Raw genomic sequence first — 25,331 nt, forward strand, 5'->3', positions numbered from 1 at the left:
CGCAGGATATGAACAGGATTAAACCGGACGTGCTCTAGCGTCCCGTTTATGGCCTCACGATCGTCGAGGCTGCCTATCCGGAAGCTCAATCACAGCGTTTGGTCGGCCTCGGTGATCGCCAGTACTCTGGCTCACAGTAGCGGCTCTGACTCACATTGGCTGCTGTTGCGGTGGATGTTTTTGTTGATTCTCCGGAGGATCAGCTTATGCAACATCGACTTTCCCGCGCGAGCCTCGCGCCTGACGCTTTGCAGTAGACGAAGTGAAGGTTATAGCGAACAGCGTTCATATCCAGCTTCACGCGCACCAACATTCGGGAACCTGTCCAGACTGCGGCCGGTCAAGCCGGAGGGTTCAAAGTCGATATGTGCGCCGACCGCTGATCTGCCCCTCAGCGGTCGGCGAGTAGCGTAGACGGTCCGGGCGCGTCGGTTTTGGTGCGATGCAGTCCTGTACGGACGCCGCATCTTCTGCGAACAGTTCGGTGTCGGCGTGTTGGCTCGCTATGGTCGCCGCACCCAACGGCTGGAGATAATCGTCCAACACCTCGGCTTGGCGCTCGGCGGTAGACCGGCCGCAGCCTTTGCCAATCGTCTGATGATGCCGGTGAGCAACGACACACTCCTGCGGGTGGATCGCCGCCGTATTGCTAATCAGAACGAAGAGTTCAGCGTCATAGGCATCGATAATTTTGCCTTCAGCCGCGGCCAGACCTACGGAGCACTCGTTTGCGACCTCGAGCGGCGGAGGCCTGTCACCCTGTTGCCGGATCGTGCGTTGGATACGTCTCGGTCAGCCTATGCAGAAGATTCAACACATGCGTTTTAGTCGCCACGCCTTGATCCAGAGCCAGTTCCACAGCCCTGAGGACGACCTGTTCGTGATGAAGGACAAGCGCAAGGATGTAGGCCATCTCACGATCACCGCCGGGGCGGCGAACCATCTGGTCCTGCAGTTGTCGAAAGGCCAACGGCAATTCCAGGAAGGGTGCACCATTGCGCAGGGCACCGGGTTTGCGCTGGATGACGGCAAGGTAATGCCGCCAGTCGTAAATCGTTCGCGGCGGCTTATTGTGGCTGCGTTCAATAACCCGCTCATGCTCGCATAGGATACTGCCCTCGGCCGCAACGACCAGGAGCTCGGGATAGATGCACAGGCTGACGGGCCGGTTTGCAAACGATGCAGGCACGCTGTAGCGATTCCGCTCAAAGGTGATCAGGCAGGTGGGCGAGACGCGCTTGCTTTGCTCGACGAAGCCGTCAAAAGCGGGAGGCAGTGCCATCAAGGATGCCCGCTCATCAGCCAAAACGGTGGCGTCGCCTTAGCCGACTGGTGTGGATCGGGACGATAGTGTACCGGCATGACTGAAAAGGTGTCCGCCCACTATAAACGTCACCGTTTTCCGGCCGAGGTCATCGCGCACGCGTGTGGCTCTAATGTCGATTTCCGCTGAGCCTACGCGACGGCGAGGATCTGCTTGCCGAGCGTGGCATTGGCGTCTCGTTTCAGACCGTCGCAGAATGGGCAGCGAAATTTGGCCTGAAATTCGCCCATCAACTCCGGCAGCGATCTTGTGGTCACTTTGCCGATACGTGGCACCTTGATGAGATGGTCGTGGCGATCAAGGGGAAGACGTACTGGCTGTGGCGCGCGTCGATGCCAACGGCTACGTTATCGATGCTCTGCTGCAAAGCCGCAGGAACAAGGGGGCTGCTTTTCGGCTGATGCGTAAGCTGTTCAAAGGCCAGGGTGTTGCCCCGCGCGTCATGGTGACCGAGAAGCTGCGCTCTTACGCCGCCGCCAAAGCTGAATTGATGCCGGGCGTCGAACATCGCTCGCACAAGGACCTGAACAACCGCGCAGAAAGTTCCCACCTTTCTCTTCGACGACGAGAACGACGCATGATGCGCTTCAAGTCGACGCGGCAATGCCAGCGTTTCGTCTCAACCCACAGCCAGATCGCAAATCTCTTCCACCTTCATCGCAAACAACTGACCGCCGCCGATCATCGCCAGCTTCGAGCCTACGCGATCTCGACCTGGCGTGAAATCGCCTGGTCGACCGCTGCCTGAAAGGCGGCACACAAATCCTCGCCGCGAATTGCGACAAGTTAAGGTGACGCCATCTCCGCAGGCCATCGGTCCAACTACTTGGCAAATGAGGGCCGAAATGGAAGATTGTGCTCAAGCCCCAGCCATGGCGGGTTCTCTGCGTACATTTCCTGGATGAGCTGCTTGATCAGGTCGATATAGTGCCCGTTGTCGTTTGCACGGTGGTTGAGGATCACGGGCGAGGTCACGTGTTTGCCTTCCAGCAGCCGGTAGTGGACATCATTGCGCATCTGCCGGGCCGAGGACGGGATTATGCAGACGCCGGCAGCGGCAGCGACGAGGCCCAATGCGGTCTGGATTTCCCGCACCTCCTGCACTTCGGGCGGGCGCACGTCATGGTCGTGCAGCAAGCTCAGCACCTGGTCCGCGAAGCTTGGACGGGGTTCTTTCGGGTAGACGATCAGGCGCTGGGAAACGAGCGCCTTCATCGGCAGCGGTGACGCGTCGGCGGCCAGCGGGGTCTCCTGTGGAATGGCTGCCACCAGCCGTTCCTCGCGCAGAACGATGCTTGCCACTGCGGGGTCCGCATGCCGCACGCGACCGAAGCCGATGTCGATACGCCCTTCCTTCAACGCCTGAATCTGCTGCATGGACATCAGTTCCAGCAGCTGGATATCGAGGTGGGGCGCATGCTGGCGCAGCTTTCGAACGAGTGTCGGCAGGCCGCCGTAGAGGGTGGACGCGACGAACCCGATGGATAACACGCTCTGCTGGTTGAGACCGACGCGCCGGGTCGCTTCTCGCATCTGCTCCACCCGGCCGAGCACCTGCATCGCCTGTTCGTAGAACAGCCGGCCAGCTTCTGTTAGTCGCACCGGCCGGCTCTTGCGGGTGAGGAGCGTGACGCCAAGTTCCTCTTCCAGCAATTGAATCTGCCGGCTCAATGGCGGCTGCGCTATATGCAACATGTCGGCAGCGCGGGTGAAGTTGCGCTCCCGGGCGACGGCGACGAAGTAGCGAAGCTGACGAAGATCCATTTCAGGCGATCCCATTACAGTTTCGGTATGTTGTACTGCGAAAGAAGCGTTGACTCGGCCTTTGCAAGGCCTTCCATATCTTAAAGGTATTATTCTAAACGTAAACAGTCTTGGACGCGATCAGATCTTGGTGGCTAAATGTCGTTCATGAACACGATCTCTGCACCCTTGGTCACGGCCCTCCAGATCGCTCCCACCGTCGAGCGGATCGAAACGTTGTTGCTCGATCTTCCGACCATTCGTCCTCACAAACTCTCCGTGGCGACAATGATCGGCCAGACACTGATGCTCGTGAAGATCCATTGCAGCGACGGTTTCGTTGGCATCGGCGAAGGCGCCACCATTGGCGGCATGGCCTATGGTGGCGAGAGCCCGGAAAGCATGAAACTCGCCGTCGATAGCTATTTCGCGCCGGTGATGGTCGGGCAGGATGCCACTCGAGTGCAGGCGCTGATGGCGCGGCTCGGCAAGATGGTCAAGGAGAACCGTTTCGCCAAGAGCGCCGTCGAAACCGCGTTGCTCGATGCGCATGGCAAGCGGCTCGGGCTTGCGGTCAGCGAACTGCTCGGGGGCCGCCGGCGCGATCGTCTTCCTGTCGCCTGGACGCTCGCCTCGGGCGATACGGCAAAGGATATTGCCGAAGCCGAAGAGATGCTCTCCATCCGTCGGCACAACGTCTTCAAGCTGAAGATCGGTGCCAGGTCGATCCGCGAGGACGTTTCTCATGTCGCCGCGATCAAGCGGGCGCTGGGCGAGCGCGGTGCGGTGCGCGTCGATGTCAACATGGCCTGGAGCGAGACGGACGCCGTCTATGGCATGGCGGCGCTGGCCGATGCCGGCTGCGAACTGGTCGAGCAACCAGTCGCCTCGGCCGCGGGGCTGGCGCGCCTGATGCGCCGCTTCCCCGTGGCACTGATGGCGGACGAATCCCTGCACGGCCCGGAATCGGCCTTCGAGATCGCAAGGGTGCACGGCGCCGATGTGTTCGCGGTCAAGGTCGAGCAGAGCGGCGGCCTGTACAATGCGTTGCGTGTGGCAGCGATCGCCGATGCGGCCGGGATCGAGCTTTACGGTGGCACCATGCTGGAAGGCGCCCTGGGCACGGTCGCTTCGGCCCATGCCTTTTCCACTTTCGCCAATCTGCAATGGGGCACGGAACTGTTCGGCCCCCTGCTGCTGACCGAGGAGATCCTCGTGACACCGCTGGATTACAGCGAATTCCAACTGACCATTCCCGATGGGCCTGGCCTGGGCGTCACGCTGGACGAGGACCGCGTCAGGTTCTTCCAGCGCGATGGGCTGCGCAAGACCGTCAGCATCGCGAAGTAGAGGAGCCAGACCATGTTGTTTCAAGTTCGCATGGACGTCAGCATACCGCGAGACATCGCCCCGGATGAAGTCGCAGTGATCGTCGCGAAGGAGCGGGCCTATTCGCAGGAGCTGCAGCAGAGCGGCAAATGGCGCCACATCTGGCGGATCGTCGGCGAGTACGCAAACTACAGCATCTTCGACGTGAAGGATAACGAAGAACTGCACCAGATCCTGTCGGGCCTGCCGCTGTTCAAGTTCATGACCATCACTGTCACGCCGCTGGTGCGGCATCCGTCGTCGACCCGCGATGACGACAGCTGAGCAATGCGCCGGGAGCGGCGTTCGGCCCGGATGGCGAGCGTCCCGATCGACTTTCGCAACACCCAAGAAGGAGGAGTATGGCAATGGACGTAAAGATTTTCGACAAGCCCGAGGTACAGGACTTCCTGAAGGTTCTGAGCGGCTTGAACAACGACGGCGGCAATGCGCGCATGAAAGAGATCGTTCATCGGGTGATGTCCGACCTGTTCAAGGCAATCGACGACCTCAACGTCACCCCTGACGAATACTGGACCGGCATTGCCTGGCTCAACGAAATCGGTGCTTCGGGGCAGGCCGGCCTGATCTCGCCCGGTCTCGGCCTCGACCATTTCCTCGACCAGCGCCTCGATGCGATCGATGCGGCACTCGGCATCCAGAACCCGACCCCGCGCACCATCGAAGGCCCGCTCTATGTGGCCGGCGCCCCGGCCTCGGAAGGCTTTGCCCGTCTCGACGACGGCAGGGACACCAACGGCCATACACTGGTCATGCACGGAACCGTATACGATGCCAGCGGCAAGCCGCTGCCGGGCGCGACCGTCGAAGTCTGGCACTGTGACACCCGCGGGTTCTATTCGCACTTCGACCCGACCGGACTACAGGCGCCGTTCAACATGCGCCGTACGATCATCGCCGATGCGAGGGGCTGTTACAAGTTCCAGAGCATCGTGCCGCACGGCTACGGTGTTCCGCCGGGCAGCCCGACCGAAAAGCTGCTGTCGGCGCTCGGCCGCCATGGCCAGCGTCCGGCGCATATCCACTTCTTCATCAGTGCGGATGGCCACCGCAAGCTGACCACCCAGATCAACATCGACGGCGACCCGCTGGTCAACGACGATTTCGCCTACGCCACCCGGGACGGTCTCGTTCCGGCCATCATCGAGCACACCGACGAGGCCAGCATAAAGGCCAACAATCTCACCGGTCCGTTCGCCGAGATCGAATTCGACATTCATCTCACCGCGCTCGTAAACGGCGTGGACAATCAGGTCAACGAGCAGCGCCAGCGCGTTGCGGCGTAAGCCCCCCTGCGGCGGCTGAAAGAAGCCGCCGCGCCCTAAACATCGTGCATTCGACATTGTTGCAACGGCCGCACGGGAAGAGTTGCGCCGCGAGCGGGAGAAGAACCATGTCTGCGATTATCGAAAAGACCCATGACCTCGAGCAGTTGTTGGCAACGGCAGTGCAGGATGACAAGGAGGCCGGCGTGTTTCGCTGCCGGCGCGACATCTTCACCAATGCCGAATTGTTCGAACTGGAGATGAAGCACATCTTCGAGAGCAACTGGGTCTATCTGGCCCATGAGAGCCAAGTCCCCGACAACAACGATTACTACACCACCTATATCGGCCGCCAGCCGGTGGTCATCACACGCGACAAGACCGGCCAGCTCAATGCCGTGATCAATGCCTGCGCCCATCGGGGTGCCATGCTGTGTCGCCGCAAGCACGGCAACAAGGGCAGCTTCACCTGCCCCTTCCACGGCTGGACCTTCTCCAACACCGGCAAGCTGCTCAAGGTGAAGGACGAGAAGACGACCCAGTATCCGCCGCAGTTCAACCAGAACGGCTCGCACGACCTGAAGCGCGTTGCCCGTTTCGAGAGCTATCGCGGCTTCCTGTTCGGCAGCGTGAACGCCGATGTCGCCCCGCTCGAGGACTATCTCGGCGAAACCAGGGTCATCATCGACCAGATCGTCGACCAGGCACCGGACGGGCTGGAGGTTCTGCGCGGCAATTCCTCCTACATCTATGACGGCAACTGGAAGCTCCAGATGGAGAACGGTTGCGACGGCTACCATGTCAGCTCCGTGCACTGGAACTACGCTGCCACGATGGGGCGTCGCGCCGAGGAAGGCACCAAGGCGGTGGATGCCAACAGCTGGAGCAAGTCGACCGCCGGCGTCTATGGTTTCGAAAACGGCCATATACTGCTCTGGACGCGCACGATGAACCCGGAGGTGCGCCCTATCTACAGCGAGCGCGAGGAGATCACGGCGCGCGTGGGCGAGGACAGGGCGAACTTCATCGTCAACCAGACCCGCAATCTCTGCCTCTATCCGAACGTCTTCCTGATGGACCAGTTCTCGACGCAGATCCGCGTCACCCGGCCGATCAGCGTGGACAAGACCGAGATCACCATCTTCTGCTTCGCGCCGAAGGGCGAAAGCGCCGAGAACCGCGCGCTGCGCATCCGTCAGTACGAAGACTTCTTCAACGTTTCGGGCATGGGCACGGCCGACGACCTGGAGGAATTCCGGGCTTGCCAGGCCGGATATGCCGGCATCGCCGCGCTCTGGAACGACATGTCGCGAGGCGCGCCGCTCTGGATCGAAGGTCCGGACGACAATGCCAGGCAGATGGGAATGAACCCGCTGCTTTCCGGCGAGCGCAGCGAGGACGAGGGCCTGTTCGTGCGCCAGCACGAATACTGGGCAAGCGTGATGCGCGATGCGCTCGCCTGCGAGCGCAAGGAGGTGGCGGCATGAGCATCTCCTATGAAACCGTCTGCGCCTTCCTCTACAAGGAGGCGCGCCTGCTGGACGACCGCGCGTGGGACGAGTGGCTCACCTGCTATGCGAAGGACGTGACCTACTGGATGCCGGCCTGGGACGACGACGACCAGCTTACCGAGGATCCGCATGCGCAGATTTCGCTGATCTACTATCCCAGCCGCGAGGGCTTGGAGGACCGGGTCTTCCGCATCAAGACGGAACGGTCCGGCGCATCGACACCCGAGCCGCGCACCAGCCACAACGTCACCAATGTCGAGGTGTTGGCGCAGCGCGGCGACGAGGTGGACGTCCGCTACAACTTCAACACGCTCAACCATCGCTACAAGGTCACCGACAGCTTCTTCGGGACCATGTTCGTCACGCTGCGCCGAAGCGGCGAACAGCTGCTGATTTCATCCAAGAAGATCGTGCTGAAGAACGACTACATCCGCCAGGTCATCGACGTCTATCACATCTGACGCGCGTCGCCGGGCGGGCAGAAACCTTTGAGGAGGGTTCCATGGCCAGCTACAACATCGCATTGAACTTCGAGGACGGCGTTACCCGTTTCATCGACTGCAAAGACGGCGAGAAGGTGCTCGATGCTGCCTATCGCAGCAAGATCAACCTGCCGATGGACTGTTCCGACGGCGTCTGCGGCACCTGCAAGTGTCGTGCCGAAAGCGGCTCCTACGACCTCGGCGACGACTATATCGACGATGCGTTGACCGCGAACGAGGCGGAGACCGGTCTCATACTGACCTGCCAGATGAAGCCGACGTCCGATTGCGTCATTGCCGTGCCGACGACCTCTGTCGCCTGCAAGACCGGGCAGCAGACCTTTGCCGCCACGGTCGCGAGGGTGGTGCCGCACAAGGACGCGGCGATTGTGCTGGAATTGGAGGTGGGTGCCGGTGCGCCCGCCTTTCTGCCCGGCCAATACGTCAATATCGACGTGCCGGGCAGCGGCCAGCATCGCTCCTATTCCTTCAGCACCGCGCCCGGTGAGAAACGCATCGGCTTTCTCATCAAGAAGATAACGGGCGGCGTGATGAGCAACTGGCTGGAGCGCGCCGAATTGGGAGGGAAACTCGACCTGACCGGCCCGCTCGGCAGCTTCTACATGCGCAAGGTCGAACGACCGCTCCTGTTCCTGGCCGGTGGTACGGGGCTGGCCCCCTTCCTGTCCATGCTGGAGGTGCTGGCAAGCGAACAGTCGCAGCAGCAGGTCCACCTGATCTACGGCGTGACCCGCGATCTGGACCTGGTCCTCGTGGACGAGATCGAGGCCTATACCGGCCGATTGCCGAACCTCACCTACAGCACGGTGGTCGCCGAGGCGGCCTCTAGCCATCCCCGCAAGGGCTGGGTGACCCAGCACATGCCGGCCGAGGCGCTCAACGGCGGCGATGTCGATGTCTATCTCTGCGGTCCGCCGCCGATGGTCGACGCCGTGCGCAAGCATTTCGACGACAACGGCGTCAAGCCAAACAGCTTCCACTACGAAAAGTTCACGCCGAATGCCGCGGCGAAGGAGGCCGCATGAGCACCGCGCGCTTCACGAACCGTTTCGCGGGCAAGGTGCTGGTCGTCACCGGTGCCGCACAAGGCATCGGCCGCGCCGTGGCGCAGCGCGCCGCCGAGGAGGGCGGCAAGGTGGTCTTCGTCGATCGGGCTTCCTTCGTCGCCGAGGTGGCGGCGGATGTGAAGGGCGCGCATACCGCGGCCTTCAGCGCGGATCTGGAGACCCACGAGGGTGCCGCGGCGGCGATGCGCTTTGCGCGCGATACATTCGGCGGCATCGATATCCTGATTAACAATGTCGGCGGCGCGATCCGCATGCGCCCCTATCCGGAATTCGCGCCGGAGCAGATCGACGCCGAAATCCGTCGTTCCTTGATGCCGACCCTTTATTGCTGCCACGCCGTTCTTCCCTATCTGTTCGAGCGCGGTGGCGGAACGATCGTCAACGTGTCCTCGAATGCCACGCGCGGCATCCATCGCGTGCCCTACTCGGCGGCAAAGGGCGGCGTGAACGCCATCACCCAGTCGCTGGCCATGGAGCTCGCCGAGCGCAACATCCGCGTGGTCGCAACCGCCCCCGGCGGCACGCAGGCACCGCCGCGCCGCATTCCCCGCAATGCCGATGGCGACACGGCGGCGGAGCAGGGCTGGATGGCCGACGTCGTGGAGCAGGTGAAGCAGTCGAGCTTCATGAAGCGCTACGGCGCGATCGACGAGCAGGCGGCGCCGATCCTGTTTCTCGCCTCGGACGAGGCGTCCTACATCACCGGGAGCGTGCTGCCGGTCGCCGGAGGAGACCTCGGCTGAAATTCCAGGACTGATCCAGCGTAACAACTCGTGGAGGAGCGAACATGCGCGCTATCGATGTGAATGAAGCCATAGACAACAATCCCGTCGGACGCTTTCAATGGACGGTGGTCGGGCTCTGCGCCCTGCTGCTGGTCGTCGATGGCTACGATGTCTTCGTTGCCGGAACCGTGCTGCCGACCCTGATGGCGGAATGGCAGCTGAGCAAGCCGGAGGCCGGGGCGCTACAGGCGTGGGCGCTGTTCGGGATGATGTTCGGTGCGCTGTTTTTCGGCCCGTTGGCCGACAGGATCGGCCGCAAGAAGGGCATTGCGATCAGCTTCCTGCTGTTCACCGTCGCAACCCTCCTGACCGGTTTCGCCAGCACGCCGACGGAGTTCAAGATCTTTCGCTTCATCGCCGGACTCGGCTGCGGCGGCCTGATGCCGAACGCCGTAGCGTTGATGAACGAATACGCTCCCAGGCGCCTGCGCGGAACCATGGTCGCGTTGATGTTCTCCGGATACTCTGTCGGTGGCATGGTCGCGGCCGCGCTCGGCATCGGCTTGATCCCGCAGTTCGGCTGGCAGCCGATGTTCTTCATCGCCGCCGTTCCGCTGCTGATGCTTCCGGCCATTCTGTGGAAGCTGCCTGAATCGCTCGGCTTCCTCATCCGCCAGGGCCGGCAGGAGCAGGCGAAACGGATCTATGCGAAGATCGCGCCGTCCGCGTGTCTCGGCGTCGGCGACACGCTGACCTTTACCGAAACGAAGGGGGGCGTCGCCTCGGTTGCCGAGCTTTTCCGGCATCAGCGCGCGCTGCGCACGGCAATGCTCTGGGTGGCCTTCTTCTGCTGCCTGCTGCTCGTATACCTTCTGTCCTCGTGGCTGCCGAAGGTGCTGCAGGAAGCCGGCTATGCTGAAAGGGCCAGCCTGCTGAGTCTCTTCTCCCTCAATTTCGGTGGCATGGCCGGGGCGATCGCCGGCGGCTGGCTCGGTGACCGGTTCGGGCTTCCGAAGGTCGTGGTCGGCTTCTTCGCCGCCGCTGCCGTATCGATTGCGCTGATCGGCTTCAACCCACCTGCCGGCGCCCTGTTTGTGATGGTGTTCATTGCTGGTGCCACCACGATCGGCACGCAGATCCTGCTCTATGCCAGCGTGGCGCAGCTCTATAACCTCTCGGTGCGCTCCACCGGGCTCGGCTGGGCCTCCGGCGTCGGGCGTATCGGCGCGATCGTCGGCCCCACGCTTGGCGGCTTCCTGCTGGCAAAGGAGTTCCCGCTGCAGCAGAACTTCCTGCTCTTCGCCATCCCGGCGGTCATCTCGGCCGTGGCGATGCTGGTGTTCGCGGTCAGCAACGACCGTCGCTCAAGCGCCATGGCGCTGGCAGCGGCATGAGGCGATGGTCAGCGGTCAGGGTAAGCGGCGTGCAGATGTTTCTCTACCGGCTGTTGCGGCCGGTGCGAGCTCTGCCCGGGCTACCATGCGAACCGCTGGCCACCGCCATCGACTTCTCGCCATCGCAACGGATTGTCCGGTGCGGTAAGGTCAATATTGGAGCCGCGATCAGCGCGGCTTTCGCCAATGCGGGTAACTGAATTCATGCCTTATCTCGATCGTCCCGGCCATCGCCTCCACTACCGTATTGACGGGAACGATCCGGCTGCGCCCTGGCTCGTATTCTGCAACTCGCTGGGAACCGACCTTCACATGTGGGACGCGCAGATGGTTGCGTTGTCACCGCATTTCCGCATTCTGCGATACGATCGCCGTGGCCACGGCCAGTCGTCGGCCCCGCCGCCACCCTATTCGCTGGCCGATCTCGGCAGTGACGTGATCGCCCTGCTTGATGCCCGGGAGATCGAGCACGCGCATTTCTGCGGGCTGTCGATCGGCGGCCTGACGGGGCAATGGCTGGCCATCCATGCCGGCCAGCGTTTTGACAAGGTCGTCCTCTGCGCCACCGCGGCGAAGATCGGCACCGCCGAAGGCTGGGCCGCACGCATGGATGACGTGCGGGCGAACGGGCTTGCGCCTCTCGTCCCTGCCACGGCGGAGCGGTGGTTCACCCCGTCCTTCACGGCCGCCGCGCCCGACGCCGCGCGCGCGGTGCTTGAACGTTTCACTGCAACATCCGTCGATGGCTATATCGGCTGCTGCGCAGCCCTTGCCGGCGCCGACCTCCGGGACGAAATCGAGCGGATCGCCAACCCATTGCTGGCCATCTCCGGCGACGACGACCCGGTATGTCCGCCATCCGATCTTGAATATATATCAGCCCGCGTGCAACAGGGCCGGCACCTGTCGCTGCGTGGCCGCCATATCGTCAATGTCGAAGCCTCGCGGGCGTTTGACGCAGCGCTTCTGGGTTTTCTCCTTAACTAACCTTTGGGCTGCATTGATCCCTGTCCCATATTTCTGCTCGATGCCGACGTGGGTGCACGGATCATTTATCGGTAATGGTTCATGTGAACGGCTATTGAAATAGTCGTTTTTTTACGCTCGTGCCTTTCATACATAACGCCGCCTGCCGCCATCGCATCAGCAAGATGGCGTTCAAGGTGACGAACTGGCGGGAGTATGAGGCTGGCCTTCGCCAGCGAGGCAGCCTGACGCTTTGGATCACGTGCGAAGCGTTGTCGCCGTGGCAAGCGCCGAAGCGCACGACCCGCGGCGGCCAGCCGTGCTATTCCGATCTGGCGATCGAGACCGCTTTGACCCTCGGGATCGTGTTCGGCCTGCGGCTGCGCCAAACAGAGGGCTTCCTTGCATCGGCGTTGCGATTGATGGGATTGGGTCTCGCCGTACCCGATCACACCACGCTCAGCCGCCGGGCGAGCACGTGGCGATCGTCTGACAAGCGGCAAGGTTGCCGGGTTCCAGGAGAAGGTCACGTTCACGTCCTCATCGACAGCGCCGGGCTTGAAATCTTTGGCGCGGGCCACTGGCTGGAAGAAAAGCATCGTGCCAGATCGCGGCGCAGTTGGCGCAAACTGCATCTGGCAGTGGATGGCGACAGCGGCGAGATCTTGGCCCACGTCGTGACCGACCAGAACACAGGCGACGCCTCGCAGGTAGCGCGGCTGCTCAACGACATCGACATCCCGATAAGCCAGTTCACCGCCGATGGCGCCTATGACGGGAAGCCGACCTACGACGCCGTCATCCGCCACAGCCCAGATGCTATTGTTGTCGTTCCGCCGCGCTCCAACGCGGTCGAGCGGATCGACGCCGAACTCGGCGGTCAGCGAAACCGTCATATTGCGGCGATCAACATGAACGGACGAATGAAGTGGCAAGTCGCCACCGGCTATGGCAAACAGTCTCTGGTCGAGACCGCCATCGGTCGATATAAGTCGATCATCGGGCATCGTCTGCGGGCGAGGTCCTTCCTCACGCAACAGACAGTTGTGGCCATCAGCTGTACCGTACTCAACGGCATGTTTGCCTGCGCGCGCCCGAAATCCGTCCGCAGCAGCGCTGCCGCTGCGTAGCAAACCACATCAAAGAGCGTATTCTCAAAATACCAAGATCCATGCACCAAAGCTTCTCAGAACTGCTTTGCAGCCCGCACGCGTCCGCCCGCGGATGTCTCGCCGCCGTCGGCGATGTTGAGCAGGAGGCTCAAGTCCAGCATCCACAGGTTCGCGGTTTGCAACGAAACTCCGGCCGTCAGCGAGCCGAAGGCGCCCGAGCCATCGAGGCCCGAGTAGCCGCCCGTCACGCCCAGTTTCGGTGTCACCTGCGTGCCGTTTTCCAGCGTGAACGACCGTGCGATTTCCGCGCCCAGGCTGACACGGAACTGCTCTGCGTCGAACCCCTCGATATCCACCGTCTCCCCGGCATCGTTTCGGACCGTGTAGTCGTCAACGCTTTCGGAGAAGTACAGAATACGCAGTTTCGGCGTGAAGGTCGTCGCTTCGTCGATGTCCCATTGCCCCTCGAGTGAGGTGTCGGCCATCCAGCGTGTCGTGTCGAACGTGCCGTCCCAGAACGCCGTGTCGATATCGTTGGATGAGCCGCCGTAACGCAGGCTGGCGTTCCAGAAGATGTTGCGGGCGATCTCGAACGAGGCATAGGGACCCGCAAGCCAGCCGTTGCCGGTCAGTTCTGCATCCGCATCGCTTGGGTCGGTCATCCGGTCATAGTGGAAGGACAAGCCCACAAGCACCTTGTCCGTCAGGAGATAGTCGGCGCCGGCATTGATCATCGCGAAGCTGCCCCAACGCCCATCATTATCATCCCGGTTGTGCGCCAGGAAAGTGCCGTCGATCCAGATGTTGAACGGCGAGGACGCGGCCGCACTCACGCCGTCGGCATTGTCGCGCGCCGCCTCCATCTGCCGCAGGCTGGTGGAAACGCTGCCTGTCATGCCCTCTTCCGACGGCATCATGCGCGCGGTGACCGGATCGGTCGCCGCCTCCATCTGCCGGCGTTCCAGAAGCCCGGGGACCTTGATAGCCGAGGAGATCATGTTCTGCCGCGTCTCGACGAAGCCACGTACCAATGCATCGATGTCCTCGGCAACCCTGTCCGCATCATGCGCCAGCCGGTAGGTGACGACCCCGATATTGGATGTACCGAGCGCACTGATCAGCCTGTAGCCGACCTGTACCTCACCGGAATAGGCGGGATCGGGCTTGTATTGCAAATACCAGCCGGCAGGGGCTGCAGCAGCGCCAACCGCCGCCATCTCGCCACGAATGATCGTAGCCTTGCCAGCATTGGCCGGCTCGACAAAGGCAAGCTCAGCCCCCGTGAACGGACCACCCGTTGCACCCCGGTTGAGGTACACGTTCGCAGGCGTCCCGCCAGCCGGAACCTCCACGACGAGGTCGACAACCGTGGTTGTCCGCCGCTTCACCCGCAAGGTGAACGTAGTCTTGCCGGTAGCGCCAGTGCCATCGCGCACCTGAATGGTAAAGTTATGCGTGCCGGCAGCGTCGGCGGAAAGTCGGCCGGTGAGTTCGCCGGTCGAGATGTTCAACACCAGGCCTTTCGGCAACCTGCCCGAAACGACGCTGTAGATCAGCGACCCCGTTCCACCCTTCGCGGTGATCGATTGGCTGTAGTCTTCGCCTGCCATCGCTTCATCCAGCGCGCCGCCTGGCGGGGTGAAGACGAATGTTACCTTGGGTGGCTTGATCTTCAGCGAATAGCCAGCCGCACCGCTCGTGCCGACTGTATCCGTCGCCGTAACGGTGAAGGAGAAATCACCGCTTGTCGTGGGGGTGCCGGTGATCGCGGCCGTCGCGGCATTGAGGCTCACGCCCGCCGGAAGCGTACCGGCCGTCACCGCATAGCTGATCGTACCCACGCCACCGCTTGCTGAGATCGACGTGTTCGCATAGGCAACGCCCGCCGTGCCGGCCGGAAACGCCGTTCCCGTTCCCGGCTTCAGCACCACCGCCGGCGCTTTGATCGTGATCGTGTAGCTCGCCGCCGCCGAACCGGCCGTTGCAGCCGCCGCCGTTACCGTGAACGTCACCGTACCGAACGCACCGGACGTTGGCGTGCCACTGATCGCACCCGTCGATGCGTTGAGCCTCAGGCCGGCCGGAAGCGCTCCGCTGGTCACCGTATAGCCAATCCGGCCAACGCCGCCGCTCGCGGAGATCGATGTGTCCGAATAGGATTTTCCCACAGTACCGGCCGAAAGCGCCGTGCCCGTGGCTGGCGTCAGCACGACGGCGGGTCCACGCACCGTAATAGTGTAGCGTGCCGAGGCAGAGCCCGCGGTCGCAGCCGTCGCCTTGACTGTAAAGCTTGCCGTGCCGAGCGCAGCCGCAGTCGGCTTGCCGGCGATCGCACCATTTGATGCATTGAGATTCAATCCGGCTGGAAGCGACCCGCTCGTTACCGCGTAGGTGATCTTGCCGACCCCGCCGCTTGCCGAGATCGCCCTGTCCGAATAGGAGACCCCGACTGTGCCCGCCGCCAAGGCTGTACCGGTTGCGGGCGTCAATGACACAGCCGGTCCGCGTACCCTTAACGTATAGCGCGCCGATGCGGCACCCGCGGATGCCCCGGTGGCCTTGATCGTGAAGCTTGCCGTACCGAATGCGGCGGCCGTCGGCGTGCCGCTGATCGAGCCGGTCGATGCATCAAGGCTCAGACCAGCCGGAAGAGCACCATGCGTCACGGCAAAGGTGATCGCGCCAACGCCGCCGCTCGCCGAAATCGAGGTGTTCGAATAAGGAACGCCGACCGTACCCGCCGAAAGCGCCGTGCCGGTTGCCGGTATCAGCACCACAGCCGAGCCGCGCACCGTAATCGTGTAGGTCGCCGAGCCAGTGCCGCTGGTTGCGGCTGTTGCCGTTACCGTGAAGGTCGCCTTTCCGAGTGCTGCGGCGGTTGGCGTACCGGTGATCGCCCCGCTCGATGCATTAAGACCAAGCCCTGCCGGAAGCGCGCCGGCCGTCACAGCATAGCTTATGACGCCAACACCGCCTGTCGCCGAAATCGAGGTGTCCGAATAGGCGACGCCCACCGTGCCAGCCGAAAGTGCCGTGCCGGTTGCCGGCGTCAGCGCCACGGTCGTGCCCCCCACGGTAATCGTGTAGCTCGCCGCCGCGGAACCTGATGTCGCGGCCGTCGCCGTCACAGTGAAAGTCGCCGTGCCAAAGGCTCCGGCGGCCGGTGTGCCGGTGATCGCCCCGGTCGATGCGTTGAGGCTCAACCCCGTGGGAAGCGCGCCGCTCGTCACGGCGTAGCCGATCGTCCCCACACCACCACTCGCCGAAATCGAGGTATCCGAATAGGCGACACCGACCGTACCGGCCGAAAGCGCCGTGCCGGTTGCCGGCGTCAGCACCACGGCAGTGCCCCCCACGGTAATCGTGTAGCTCGCCGTTGCAGAACCCGATGTCGCTGCCGTCGCCGTCACCGTGAAAGTCGTCGTGCCGAAGGCTCCGGCGGTCGGCGTACCGGTGATCGCACCGGTCGATGCGTTAAGGCTCAGCCCTGTGGGAAGCGCCCCGCTCGTAACCGCATAGCCGATCGTCCCCACGCCGCCACTTGCCGAAATCGAGGTGTCAGAATAGGCCACACCGACCGTGCCTGCCGATAGCGCCGTGCCGGTTGCCGGCGTCAGCACGATCGGCGGTGCTCCCACGGCGATCGAATAGCTTGCCGAGGCCGAACCCGCGGTCGCCGCGGTCGCCGTCACCGTGAAATTCGCCGTTCCGAAGCCTCCGGCGGTCGGCGTGCCCGAGATCGCACCTGTCGATGCATTGAGGCTCAGCCCCGCGGGAAGCGCGCCGCTCGTCACGGCATAGCTAATCGTTCCCACGCCGCCACCCGCCGAGATCGACGTATCCGAATAAACGACGCCAACGGTGCCGGCCGTCAAAGCAGTCCCAGTTACCGGCGTCAGCACGACCGTTGGTCCGCCCACCGCAATCGAATAGCTCGCCGAAGCCGAACCGCTGACCGCTGCCGTCGCCGTGACCGTGAAGTTCGACGTGCCGAGCGCGCCAGCCGTTGGCGTGCCGGTGATTGCACCCGTCGATGTATTCAGGCTCAGGCCTGCCGGGAGCGTGCCACCCGTCACGGAGAAACTGACCGCACCAACGCCGCCGCCCGCCGAAATCGATGTGTTCGAATAGGCAATGCCCACCGTGCCGGCCGTCAAGGCAGTTCCCGTTACCGGCGTCAGAACGACCGCGGTTCCTCCCACGGCAATCGTGTAGCTCGCCGAGGCCGAACCGGTCGTTGCCGCTGTCGCTGTTACCGTGAAACTCGCCGTACCGAAGGCTCCGGCGGTCGGGGTACCAGTAATAGCGCCTGTCGATGCGTTGATGCTCAGACCGGTGGGAAGCGCCCCTGCCGTTACGGCATAACTGATTGTTCCGACACCGCCGCTGGCCGAGATCGACGCATCCGAATAGGCGGCACCGACCGTGCCGGCCGTAAGCGCCGATCCGGATGCCGGCGTCAGCACCATCGGCGGCGCTACCACCGTGATCGAATAGGCGGCCGAAGCCGTGCCTGTCGTTGCCGCAGTCGCCGTTACCGTGAAATTGGCCGTACCGAGTGCCGCAGCCGTCGGCGTGCCGGTGATCGCACCACTCGAGGCATTGAGGCTCAGCCCCGTCGGCAGCGAGCCGGCCGTTACGGCATAGCTGATCGTTCCCACGCCGCCGCTGGCCGAGATCGACGTATCCGAATAGCCTGTCCCGACCGTGCCGCCCGACAGCGCCGTGCCGGATGCCGGCGCCAGCACCATCGGCGGGGCTAACATCGTGATCGAATAGGCGGCCGACGCCGTGCCTGTCGTTGCCGCCGTTGCCGTTACCGTGAAATTGGACGTGCCGAGTGCAGCACCCGTCGGCGTGCCGGTGATCGCACCGCTCGAGGCATTGAGGCTCAGCCCTGTCGGCAGCGAGCCAGCCGTTACGGCATAGCTGATCGTTCCCACGCCGCCGCTGGCCGAGATCGACGTATCCGAATAGCCTGTCCCGATCGTGCCGCCCGACAGCGCCGTGCCGGATGCCGGTGTCAGCACCATCGGCGGGGCAACCACCGTGAGTGAATAGTTGTTCGCGCTGGAACCCGACGTCGCCGCCGTTGCCGTCACCGTGAAATTGGACGTGCCGAGGGCCGCGGCCGCCGGTGTGCCGGTGATTGCGCCGCTGGATGCGTCGAGGCCAAGCCCGGACGGGAGGGCGCCGGCGGTGACCGTGTAGGTAAAGGCGCCAAGCCCGCCGCTCGCCGAGATCGTCGCCGCCGCATAGGCCGTCCCCACCGTGCCGCCCGTCAGGGCACCGCTCGCCGGCGTCACCACCACCGGCGGCGCCTCGATTTCCAGCGTGTAGCTGCCCGAGGCCGACCCGGTGGTCGCGGCCGTCGCCGTCACTGTGAAATTCGCCGTGCCGAATCCGGCTGCCGTCGGTGTGCCGGTGATCGCGCCAGTCGTGGTATTCAAGGCAAGGCCATCGGGAAGCGCGCCGGCCGTCACGGCGTAGCTCATTGCGCCAACCCCGCCGCTCGCCGAGATCGACGTGTTCGAATAGGAAACGCCAACCGTGCCGGTCGAAAATACGGTTCCGGTCGTCGGCGTCAGCACCACCGGTGGTGCCACAATTGTGATCGGATAGGTGGCTTGCTCCACGTTGCCGAACATCGACATTACCGAGACGTCGACGCTTGCGGTGCCGAGGGCGGCGGCCGTTGGCGTGCCTGTGATCTCGCCCGTTAAAGCGTTTATCGTCAGGCCGTCCGGAAGTCCGCTTGCTGAGAAGTTAACCCCACCCAAGGGGGAACTCGCGGAGATCGACGTGTCCGTATAGGCCGAACCGACAACGCCGCCGGTCAATGCAGTGCCTGACGCCGGCGAGAGATTCAGTGGCGGCCCGACGGTCGTGATCTGATAGGCCTCTGCAACCGAGCCGCTTGTCGCGGCAGTCGCCGTAATGGTGAAATTGAACGTGCCGATAGCGGTCGGCGTGCCGTTGATTGCTCCGGTCGACGTGTTCACGGTGAGCCCTGGCGGTAACGCACCTGCCGTCAGGGCATAGGTGATGGTTCCCACGCCGCCCGTCGCCGAAATAGCCGTTGAATAGGCGACACCCGCTGTGCCTGATGTCAATGGACCGCCGACCGGGGCCAGGACCACGGGGGGCGCCGTGATCGTGATCGAATAGCTGGCGGCGGCCGACCCGGCTGTTGCGGCCGTTGCCGTCACCGTGAAGTTCGTCGTTCCAAGTGCCCCGGCTGTCGGCGTGCCCGTTATCGCACCGGTTGATGTGTTGAGAGTGAGCCCCGCCGGCACCGAGCCGGAGGTTATGGCATAGGTGATCGTGCCGACACCGCCGGTCGCCGAAATGGACGCGTTTGAATAAGAAGAGCCGACTACACCGGCGGTCAGAGCTGTGCCGGTCGTCGGCGTCAGCACCACGGGCGGAGCGGTGATCGTGATCGAATAGCTGGCGGCGGCCGACCCGGTTGTTGCGGCCGTTGCCGTCACCGTGAAGTTCGTCGTTCCAAGCGCCCCCGCTGTTGGCGTGCCCGTTATCGCACCGGTCGATGTATTGAAGGTGAGCCCCGCCGGCACCGAACCGGAGGTTACGGCATAGGTGATCGTTCCGACACCACCCGTCGCCGAAATGGACGTGTTCGAGTAGGACGAGCCGACCACGCCGGCGGTCAGGGCCGTGCCGGTCGTCGGCGTCAGCACCACGGGGGGCGCCGTCACCGTGATCGAATAGCTGGCGCTGGCGGCGCCGCTGGTCGCGGCCGTCGCCGCCACCGTGAAATTCGCGGTTCCGATCGCGCCCGCCGTGGGCGTACCGGTGATCGCGCCGGTCGATGCATTGATGCCGAGGCCTGCCGGCAGCGCGCCGGCGGTCACCGCATAGCTGATCGTACCCGACCCCCCGCTCGCCGAGATCGATGCGTTGGAGTAGGAGGTTCCCACCACGCCGGCCGAAAGCGCCGTGCCGCTTGCCGGCGTCAGCGACACCGGGGGGAAGGCATTGATGGTGACGGTAACGTCCTGTGCGATGAAGTGCACGCCGCCGGTCGAGATGGTGGTGCTGTCCTGGACCTTCAATTTGAAAGTCGAACTGCCGACCGCCGATGGTGTGCCGGACAGGAGACCGCTGCCCGAGAGACTCAAGCCCGGGGGCAGGCTGCCGCTGTCGCGGGTATAGGTGTAACCCGGGGTGCCGCCGCTTGCCGAAAACTGCACGCTATAGGCCGTGCCGACGCCGCCGTCCGGCGGGCTGTCAGGCGTCACGTCGATGGCAGGCGCAGCGATGAGGACGCTGTAGGCCTTGTCGAGCGTATTGGCCGTCGGCGTCGTCGAATCGGTCACGCGGACGGTAAAATTGTAGGGACCCGAGCCGGTCGGCGTGCCGGAGATGACACCGGCGGAGGAAAGGGTGAGGCCGGGCGGCAGATTGCTGCCTGCCACGAGCGAATAGGTATAGGGGGTGGTTCCGCCAGTCGTGCTGAGTGCCTGATTATAGGACGTGCCGATCGCCGGCGTGGCAACACTTGATGGTGTGACCGTCAGCGGGGAGGTCGACGGATTGATCGTAATGTTGAATGTAATCGCTACTGCGAAGTCATCCTTGACGATGAACGTGTCGGATGTCGCGCCGTCACCATTGTTGGTGTAGATAAGGGCCGAGGTGTTTGATGGTATTCCGAAGGTCAGGCTGCCATGGGATGGCAATGCGTTGGCCGGCGAAATGAAGCCGAAATCCGCGCAGGTAAAGGTTGCCGTACCGCCCGAGATTATGGTTGCCGTCTGTGGGGAGGTACACGCCGCCTGAGCCACCGTTGCCGGCCACAGGACGATCAGCCAGATCAAGGTCAGAAATGACAAAAAAAACGCCGGCTTGGCGCGATGCCCGCGCGAAATGCACGACTTTTCAAGCCATTGCTTATGCATTATCCCGCCCCTATTCACACAGAATGCCACGAGGGGGAAAATCCCGCGTCGCGGCCAGCCCGTCCTGCGCTTTGGCTATTGACTGGCATGAAACGCGAGGCAACACAACCCTGCATCGTGGCAGGCAAAAGAATTCGCTTATAAAAAGATTGCTGAAGCACTCTTCCCAATATGCCCGTTATGAGCGAAAGTGGGTGTGTTGGTAAATTCAAAGTCGTTAAATTGTTGGTGGGGGCAGCCATGGCCGAAGTATATCTCGGGCAGATCATGATGAGCGGGTTTGCATTTGCACCGCGCAATTTCGCGCTCTGCAACGGCCAAATTTTGGGGATTGCCCAGAATCAGGCATTGTTCTCGTTGCTGGGCACATATTACGGCGGCAACGGCACAACCACTTTCGCCCTGCCGAATCTGCAGGGCCGCGCGCCGGTCTCTGCCGGCGCATCAGCCGATCCTTCCTGGCAGCCTACGCCTTATGCGCTCGGGGAGCCCGGCGGCGTTGAAAACGTGACGCTGTTATCGACACAGATGCCCACCCACATTCACCAGGGCAATGGCACCACCGCCGATGGCAAGGTCCGCAACCCGACAGGCGCGCTCTTTGCGAAGAATTCCGTTCCCATCTATGCGCAGACGCCGGGAGCCCAGGTGCCATTGTCGCCACAGACCGTCACGCCGGTGGGCAACGGACAGGCGCATTCGAACATGCAGCCCTACAGCGTCATCAATTTCTGCATCGCGCTTTCGGGCATTTACCCGTCCCGCAACTGAACCCCATCGCCGGAGGTTAAAGATGAGCACTCCCTATCTCGGGGAAATACGCATGTTCGGTTTTGCGCGCGTGCCGGTCGGCTGGCACTCCTGTGACGGCGGGCTACTGTCGATAGCGGAGTATGACGCCCTGTATAACCTGCTTGGCACCACATATGGCGGTGACGGCCAGACCACGTTCGGCGTACCCGATTTGCGCGGCAGGCTACCCATGCATTGGGGCACTGGTCAGGGCCTGTCGCCACATGTTGCCGGCGAGCTGTCCGGCACCGAGAGCGTTACCCTGATCACCAACCAGATACCGCAGCACACGCACACCTTCTTCGCGACGACGACGACGGCCGATATCAAAACCATCGAAACGACGGCGGAACTCGGGGCGCTTGGCGGCGATACGCTGTATGCCACGGATGTCACGGGCCTGACCATCTTCAACATGTCGTCGTCCTCGACGAAGGTTGCCGGCAACACACAACCGCACGACAACCTGATGCCGACGCTTACCGTGCAATTCTGCATTGCGGTTTATGGCATCTATCCGACGCAAAGCTGATCCGAATTCCATTTCACGATAAGGGGATAAAAATGACAGAGCCTTTCATTGGTGAAATCCAGCTGTTCGGCTTCAGTTTCGCACCACGCGGCTGGGCGCTCTGCAACGGAGCGACGCTCGCGATCCAGCAAAATACGGCCTTGTTTTCGCTGCTGGGCACGAATTACGGCGGGAACGGCATGACAACGTTCCAGCTGCCGAACTTCATGGGCCGCACCGCAAACAATCAGGGCGCCGGGCCTGGCCTGACACCGCGATCGGCCGGAGAGACCTATGGGGAAAACAGCCTCACGTTGAGTTTGCTGGAAATGCCGGCGCACGCGCACGCGTTCGGGCTCTACAATCAGGGCGACGTGGCGAAAAAGACGGGAACACCATCCGCAGGCAACTCCTTGACTGTGCCCAGTCAGAGCTTGCCTTTCTCCAGTGACGGTCAGCCGGATGCGCAATTTGCCCCCAACATGCTTGGCCCGGCGGGAAACAGCCAGCCGCATGAAAACCGACAACCCTATCTGGCGGTGAATTACTGCATCGCCCTCGAGGGGGTGTTTCCGGCGTTCGGCTGATGTTCGCGCCCGGGGTAGCGATGCTGCCCGATTTTCCGGTTCGGTCCACGCCTTCCGTCGTGACGGCGGCGGGGGTAGATTTGCGGCACGCCGCGAGGACGGACATGCCCTTCCTGGTGGACCTCTATCGGTCGCTGCGGACGGAGGAGTTTGCGGCGATGCCTTGGCCGCCAGAGCAGAAGAACGCCTTTTTTGATCAGCAGTTTGCGTTTCAGCACCGGCACTATCTGTCGGTTTTCCCCGACGCGCATTTTCTTGTTATCGACTGCGGTGGCGAGCCGATCGGCCGTCTTTACTTGGACGCCGGTACGGAGCATTGGCAGGTCATCGATATCGGGCTTCTGCCGGAGCGTCGCGGTCGCGGGATTGGGACGGTACTGCTATCCGCCATCCAGCGAGAGGCCGTGCTTGCCGGCGTCGTAGCCGTGGTCCTCAGCGTCGAGCACCATAATAGCCGGGCACAGGCACTCTACCGCCATCTCGGCTTTGATGCGGTGCAGGATGGCGGATCTCATATCCAGATGGCATGGCCGTGCGTCAACGGCTGCGTATCTCAGGCCTGATGAAACGTCAGTTGAAGACAGCCTGGTAGACGATGCCGTCCTTGTCGCGGGCAACCGGGACGAGGAAGATATCCAGGATGCCGAGCGATATGTTCTTCAGGCGGTAAATCTGCTGCGGCAGGACTATCGCCGAATTGCTGCGAAACAGCAGGGAAAAGGGCTCCCGTCGCATCCCAGGCAGGATGTGCGGCGCACCTGGCCTTGCTTCCGAAAGGGTCAGCGGCACCGTGCTCTCACCAAGGGACACATCAAACGCCTGACCGACGCAACCCGCAAAATGTTGAAGCGTCAGCAAATCCATGCGCAGTCTTCCTCCGCCGTTTCCAATCGTATCGATCAGGGTTCTTTCTACAACAGGAAGGCGAAATACAGAAGACGTATAGGAATAAACACCACCGCCGGGCGAACCGTCATAGGTCCGGTCCTCGATGCTCTTCGGCGCAGCCTGCCACACGTCAATGGCTTGACGTCCCGCCATCGGGGAAGGGAATGAACTCGGTGTCGTCGCCGGGCGGCAGGCGAAAGCGGCCATGTTCGAAGTCGCCCTTGATCCAGGCCTCCTTCGCGGCTTCCAGCTTTTCCTTCGAGGATGCGACGAAGTTCCAGGCGATGTAGCGCGGCCCTTCAGCGTCTCGCCGCCAAGCAGCATCAGCCGCGCGCCCGCTTCACCGGCGGTGACCGTGATGGGATCACGGGGACGGAAGACCATCATCTGCCCGGCTGCAAATTCCTGGCCGGCGACCAGCACGGAGCCCTTTGTGACATAAAGCCCGCGGTCCTCGCGATTGTCTGGCAAAGGCAGTTTCGCCCCGGCCTGAAGCACGGCGCCGGCATAGAACATTTCGGAGAAGGTCTTTACAGGCGCCCGCTCACCCCACGCATTGCCGAGGATGAGGCGTGCCTCCTTGCCCCCCCGGTGAGGATTGGCAGGTGCCCTTGCCCCGTTGAACTAATCCATTTTGAAGTACGCTCTGGCCCATTGAGAGGACCAGGCAATGAAGCGGAACCGTTTCACGGACGAACAGATCATCGGCATTCTGAAGGAGCACGAGGCGGGTACGCCGGTCTCGGAGCTTTGCCGCAAGCACGGTGTCAGCGATGCCAGCATCTATAAGTGGAAGGCCAAATTCGGCGGCATGGACGTGTCCGAAGCCAAGCGGCTGAAGACGCTGGAGGACGAGAACATGAAGCTGAAGCGGCTTCTGGTGGATACGATGCTCGACAATGCGGCTTTGAAAGACCTTTTGGGAAAGAAGTGGTGACGCCCGCAGCGGAGCGGAGAGCTGTCGCGCATCTGATGAACCACCATCGGATGAGCGAACGGCGGGCATGTAAAGCCATCGGTTCTTGCCGGATGACGATCCGTTACGAAACCAGCCGCGGCGACGATCATGGCCTTCGCGAGCGCATGAAGGCGCTGGTGCATGAACGCCGCCGCTTCGGCTATCGACGCCTTCATGTTCGGCTCCGGCGCGAGGGCCACCTTGTGAGCCACAAGAAGCTCTTCCGGCTCTATCGGGAGGAGAAGCTGACAGTGCGCAAGCGTGGCGGCCGGAAGCGGGCGATAGGCACGCGAGCACCGATGCTGATCCCGATCGCTGCCAATGACCGCTGGCCGCTCGACTTCGTGTCGGATCAACTCACCGATGGGCGCAGATTCCGGGTGCTGACGGTCGTCGACGATTGCACCAGAGAGTGTCTGGCTCTCGTCGCCGATACATCGCTTTCCGGTCTGCGGGTTGCCCGTGCGCTCGACCCGATCATCGAGGAGCGCGGCAAACCCAGAATGATCGTCAGTGACAACGGCAGCGAGTTCACCAGCAACGCGATCCTGCAATGGACGGAGCGGGCCAAGGTGGATTGGCACTACATCGCGCCTGGCAAGCCGACCCGGTCGAAAGCTTCAATGGGCGGCTGCGAGACGAGTTCTTGAATGAAACCCTCTTCTCTTCTCCTC

17 protein-coding genes and 4 pseudogenes are annotated in these 25,331 nt (G+C 62.7%); 16 read left to right on the forward strand and 5 right to left on the reverse strand.

Translation table 11 applies throughout. The annotated features are described in order from the left end of the window. Positions 1-778 precede the first annotated feature (778 nt). A pseudogene (locus ACT6VE_RS32195) lies at positions 779-1,315 on the reverse strand (Mu transposase domain-containing protein); the annotation flags it as partial. Positions 1,316-1,360: 45 nt separating this feature from the next. Here ACT6VE_RS32195 and ACT6VE_RS32200 point away from each other — a divergent pair. After that, a pseudogene (locus ACT6VE_RS32200) lies at positions 1,361-2,072 on the forward strand (IS6 family transposase). 74 nt (positions 2,073-2,146) lie between these two features. Here the strand turns inward: ACT6VE_RS32200 and ACT6VE_RS32205 are convergent. Next, complete coding sequence (locus ACT6VE_RS32205; RefSeq protein ID WP_444802309.1) at positions 2,147-3,088, reverse strand: LysR family transcriptional regulator; 942 nt, start codon at positions 3,086-3,088, stop codon at positions 2,147-2,149. 147 nt (positions 3,089-3,235) lie between these two features. Here ACT6VE_RS32205 and ACT6VE_RS32210 point away from each other — a divergent pair, with 147 nt between their 5' ends. The 10 genes from ACT6VE_RS32210 (at position 3,236) to ACT6VE_RS32255 (ending at position 13,017) form a co-directional block, all read left to right on the forward strand. Beyond that, the gene (locus tag ACT6VE_RS32210) at positions 3,236-4,417 is read left to right on the forward strand and encodes a muconate/chloromuconate family cycloisomerase (protein ID WP_444802325.1); all 1,182 of its coding nucleotides are present in this window, start codon (positions 3,236-3,238) and stop codon (positions 4,415-4,417) included. Positions 4,418-4,429: 12 nt separating this feature from the next. Further along, entirely contained in the window at positions 4,430-4,720 is a 291-nt protein-coding gene (catC, locus tag ACT6VE_RS32215) for a muconolactone Delta-isomerase (protein WP_444802310.1), read from the forward strand. A gap of 83 nt (positions 4,721-4,803) precedes the next feature. Continuing rightward, a complete protein-coding gene (gene catA, locus ACT6VE_RS32220; protein WP_444802311.1) occupies positions 4,804-5,742 on the forward strand; it encodes a catechol 1,2-dioxygenase in 939 nt (312 codons plus the stop codon). A 107-nt stretch (positions 5,743-5,849) separates the two neighbouring features. Next, positions 5,850-7,208, forward strand: coding sequence for a Rieske 2Fe-2S domain-containing protein (locus ACT6VE_RS32225; RefSeq protein ID WP_444802312.1), 1,359 nt, complete (start codon positions 5,850-5,852; stop codon positions 7,206-7,208). Next, the gene (benB, locus tag ACT6VE_RS32230) at positions 7,205-7,693 is read left to right on the forward strand and encodes a benzoate 1,2-dioxygenase small subunit (protein WP_444802313.1); all 489 of its coding nucleotides are present in this window, start codon (positions 7,205-7,207) and stop codon (positions 7,691-7,693) included. Before ACT6VE_RS32225 ends, benB begins: the two co-directional genes overlap by 4 nt. Before the next feature lie 41 nt (positions 7,694-7,734). After that, a complete protein-coding gene (benC, locus tag ACT6VE_RS32235) occupies positions 7,735-8,760 on the forward strand; it encodes a benzoate 1,2-dioxygenase electron transfer component BenC (protein WP_444802314.1) in 1,026 nt (341 codons plus the stop codon). Further along, positions 8,757-9,545 (forward strand): benzoate diol dehydrogenase BenD, encoded by a 789-nt coding sequence (gene benD, locus ACT6VE_RS32240; protein ID WP_444802315.1) that lies wholly within the window; start codon positions 8,757-8,759, stop codon positions 9,543-9,545. The genes benC and benD overlap by 4 nt, the downstream gene beginning before the upstream one ends. A gap of 44 nt (positions 9,546-9,589) precedes the next feature. Then, complete coding sequence (locus ACT6VE_RS32245) at positions 9,590-10,921, forward strand: MFS transporter (RefSeq protein WP_444802316.1); 1,332 nt, start codon at positions 9,590-9,592, stop codon at positions 10,919-10,921. Positions 10,922-11,125: 204 nt separating this feature from the next. Next, the gene (pcaD, locus tag ACT6VE_RS32250; protein WP_444802317.1) at positions 11,126-11,908 is read left to right on the forward strand and encodes a 3-oxoadipate enol-lactonase; all 783 of its coding nucleotides are present in this window, start codon (positions 11,126-11,128) and stop codon (positions 11,906-11,908) included. A 119-nt stretch (positions 11,909-12,027) separates the two neighbouring features. Further along, positions 12,028-13,017 carry an IS5 family transposase gene (locus ACT6VE_RS32255; protein WP_444802318.1) on the forward strand — a complete coding sequence of 330 codons (990 nt, stop codon included), beginning with the start codon at positions 12,028-12,030 and terminating at the stop codon, positions 13,015-13,017. Positions 13,018-13,073: 56 nt separating this feature from the next. On the opposite strand, the gene ACT6VE_RS32260 is transcribed toward ACT6VE_RS32255, so the two are convergent. Beyond that, positions 13,074-20,855: a putative Ig domain-containing protein gene (locus tag ACT6VE_RS32260; RefSeq protein WP_444802319.1), complete on the reverse strand. Its 7,782-nt coding sequence runs from the start codon at positions 20,853-20,855 to the stop codon at positions 13,074-13,076. 306 nt (positions 20,856-21,161) lie between these two features. Between ACT6VE_RS32260 and ACT6VE_RS32265 the strand changes: the two genes are divergently transcribed. Genes ACT6VE_RS32265 through ACT6VE_RS32280 form a run of 4 tightly spaced genes read left to right on the forward strand, consistent with a single transcriptional unit; the run spans position 21,162 to position 23,374 of the window. Further along, positions 21,162-21,692: a phage tail protein gene (locus ACT6VE_RS32265; protein ID WP_444802320.1), complete on the forward strand. Its 531-nt coding sequence runs from the start codon at positions 21,162-21,164 to the stop codon at positions 21,690-21,692. A gap of 22 nt (positions 21,693-21,714) precedes the next feature. Beyond that, positions 21,715-22,245 (forward strand): phage tail protein, encoded by a 531-nt coding sequence (locus tag ACT6VE_RS32270; protein ID WP_444802321.1) that lies wholly within the window; start codon positions 21,715-21,717, stop codon positions 22,243-22,245. Positions 22,246-22,277: 32 nt separating this feature from the next. Beyond that, a complete protein-coding gene (locus ACT6VE_RS32275) occupies positions 22,278-22,811 on the forward strand; it encodes a phage tail protein (RefSeq protein ID WP_444802322.1) in 534 nt (177 codons plus the stop codon). Continuing rightward, a complete protein-coding gene (locus tag ACT6VE_RS32280) occupies positions 22,811-23,374 on the forward strand; it encodes a GNAT family N-acetyltransferase (protein ID WP_444802323.1) in 564 nt (187 codons plus the stop codon). Before ACT6VE_RS32275 ends, ACT6VE_RS32280 begins: the two co-directional genes overlap by 1 nt. 7 nt (positions 23,375-23,381) lie before the next feature. On the opposite strand, the gene ACT6VE_RS32285 is transcribed toward ACT6VE_RS32280, so the two are convergent. Continuing rightward, positions 23,382-23,906, reverse strand: coding sequence for a DUF6916 family protein (locus ACT6VE_RS32285; RefSeq protein WP_444802324.1), 525 nt, complete (start codon positions 23,904-23,906; stop codon positions 23,382-23,384). Next, positions 23,830-24,284 (reverse strand): annotated as a pseudogene (locus ACT6VE_RS32290) (pirin family protein); the annotation flags it as partial. The pseudogene ACT6VE_RS32290 and the gene ACT6VE_RS32285, both read right to left, overlap by 77 nt. A gap of 85 nt (positions 24,285-24,369) precedes the next feature. Between ACT6VE_RS32290 and ACT6VE_RS32295 the strand changes: the two are divergent. Further along, positions 24,370-25,331: pseudogene (locus tag ACT6VE_RS32295) on the forward strand (IS3 family transposase); the annotation flags it as partial.

The organism is Shinella sp. (assembly GCF_052438155.1).
Classification (GTDB): domain Bacteria; phylum Pseudomonadota; class Alphaproteobacteria; order Rhizobiales; family Rhizobiaceae; genus Shinella.

Bases quoted from the DNA above. Each gene is read 5' to 3' on its own strand.
- ACT6VE_RS32205 (WP_444802309.1), bottom strand. From the start codon at position 3,088: ATGGATCTTCGTCAGCTTCGCTACTTCGTCGCCGTCGCCCGGGAGCGC.
- ACT6VE_RS32210 (WP_444802325.1), top strand. From the start codon at position 3,236: ATGAACACGATCTCTGCACCCTTGGTCACGGCCCTCCAGATCGCTCCC.
- catC (WP_444802310.1), top strand. From the start codon at position 4,430: ATGTTGTTTCAAGTTCGCATGGACGTCAGCATACCGCGAGACATCGCC.
- catA (WP_444802311.1), top strand. From the start codon at position 4,804: ATGGACGTAAAGATTTTCGACAAGCCCGAGGTACAGGACTTCCTGAAG.
- ACT6VE_RS32225 (WP_444802312.1), top strand. From the start codon at position 5,850: ATGTCTGCGATTATCGAAAAGACCCATGACCTCGAGCAGTTGTTGGCA.
- benB (WP_444802313.1), top strand. From the start codon at position 7,205: ATGAGCATCTCCTATGAAACCGTCTGCGCCTTCCTCTACAAGGAGGCG.
- benC (WP_444802314.1), top strand. From the start codon at position 7,735: ATGGCCAGCTACAACATCGCATTGAACTTCGAGGACGGCGTTACCCGT.
- benD (WP_444802315.1), top strand. From the start codon at position 8,757: ATGAGCACCGCGCGCTTCACGAACCGTTTCGCGGGCAAGGTGCTGGTC.
- ACT6VE_RS32245 (WP_444802316.1), top strand. From the start codon at position 9,590: ATGCGCGCTATCGATGTGAATGAAGCCATAGACAACAATCCCGTCGGA.
- pcaD (WP_444802317.1), top strand. From the start codon at position 11,126: ATGCCTTATCTCGATCGTCCCGGCCATCGCCTCCACTACCGTATTGAC.
- ACT6VE_RS32265 (WP_444802320.1), top strand. From the start codon at position 21,162: ATGGCCGAAGTATATCTCGGGCAGATCATGATGAGCGGGTTTGCATTT.
- ACT6VE_RS32270 (WP_444802321.1), top strand. From the start codon at position 21,715: ATGAGCACTCCCTATCTCGGGGAAATACGCATGTTCGGTTTTGCGCGC.
- ACT6VE_RS32275 (WP_444802322.1), top strand. From the start codon at position 22,278: ATGACAGAGCCTTTCATTGGTGAAATCCAGCTGTTCGGCTTCAGTTTC.
- ACT6VE_RS32280 (WP_444802323.1), top strand. From the start codon at position 22,811: ATGTTCGCGCCCGGGGTAGCGATGCTGCCCGATTTTCCGGTTCGGTCC.
- ACT6VE_RS32285 (WP_444802324.1), bottom strand. From the start codon at position 23,906: ATGGCCGCTTTCGCCTGCCGCCCGGCGACGACACCGAGTTCATTCCCT.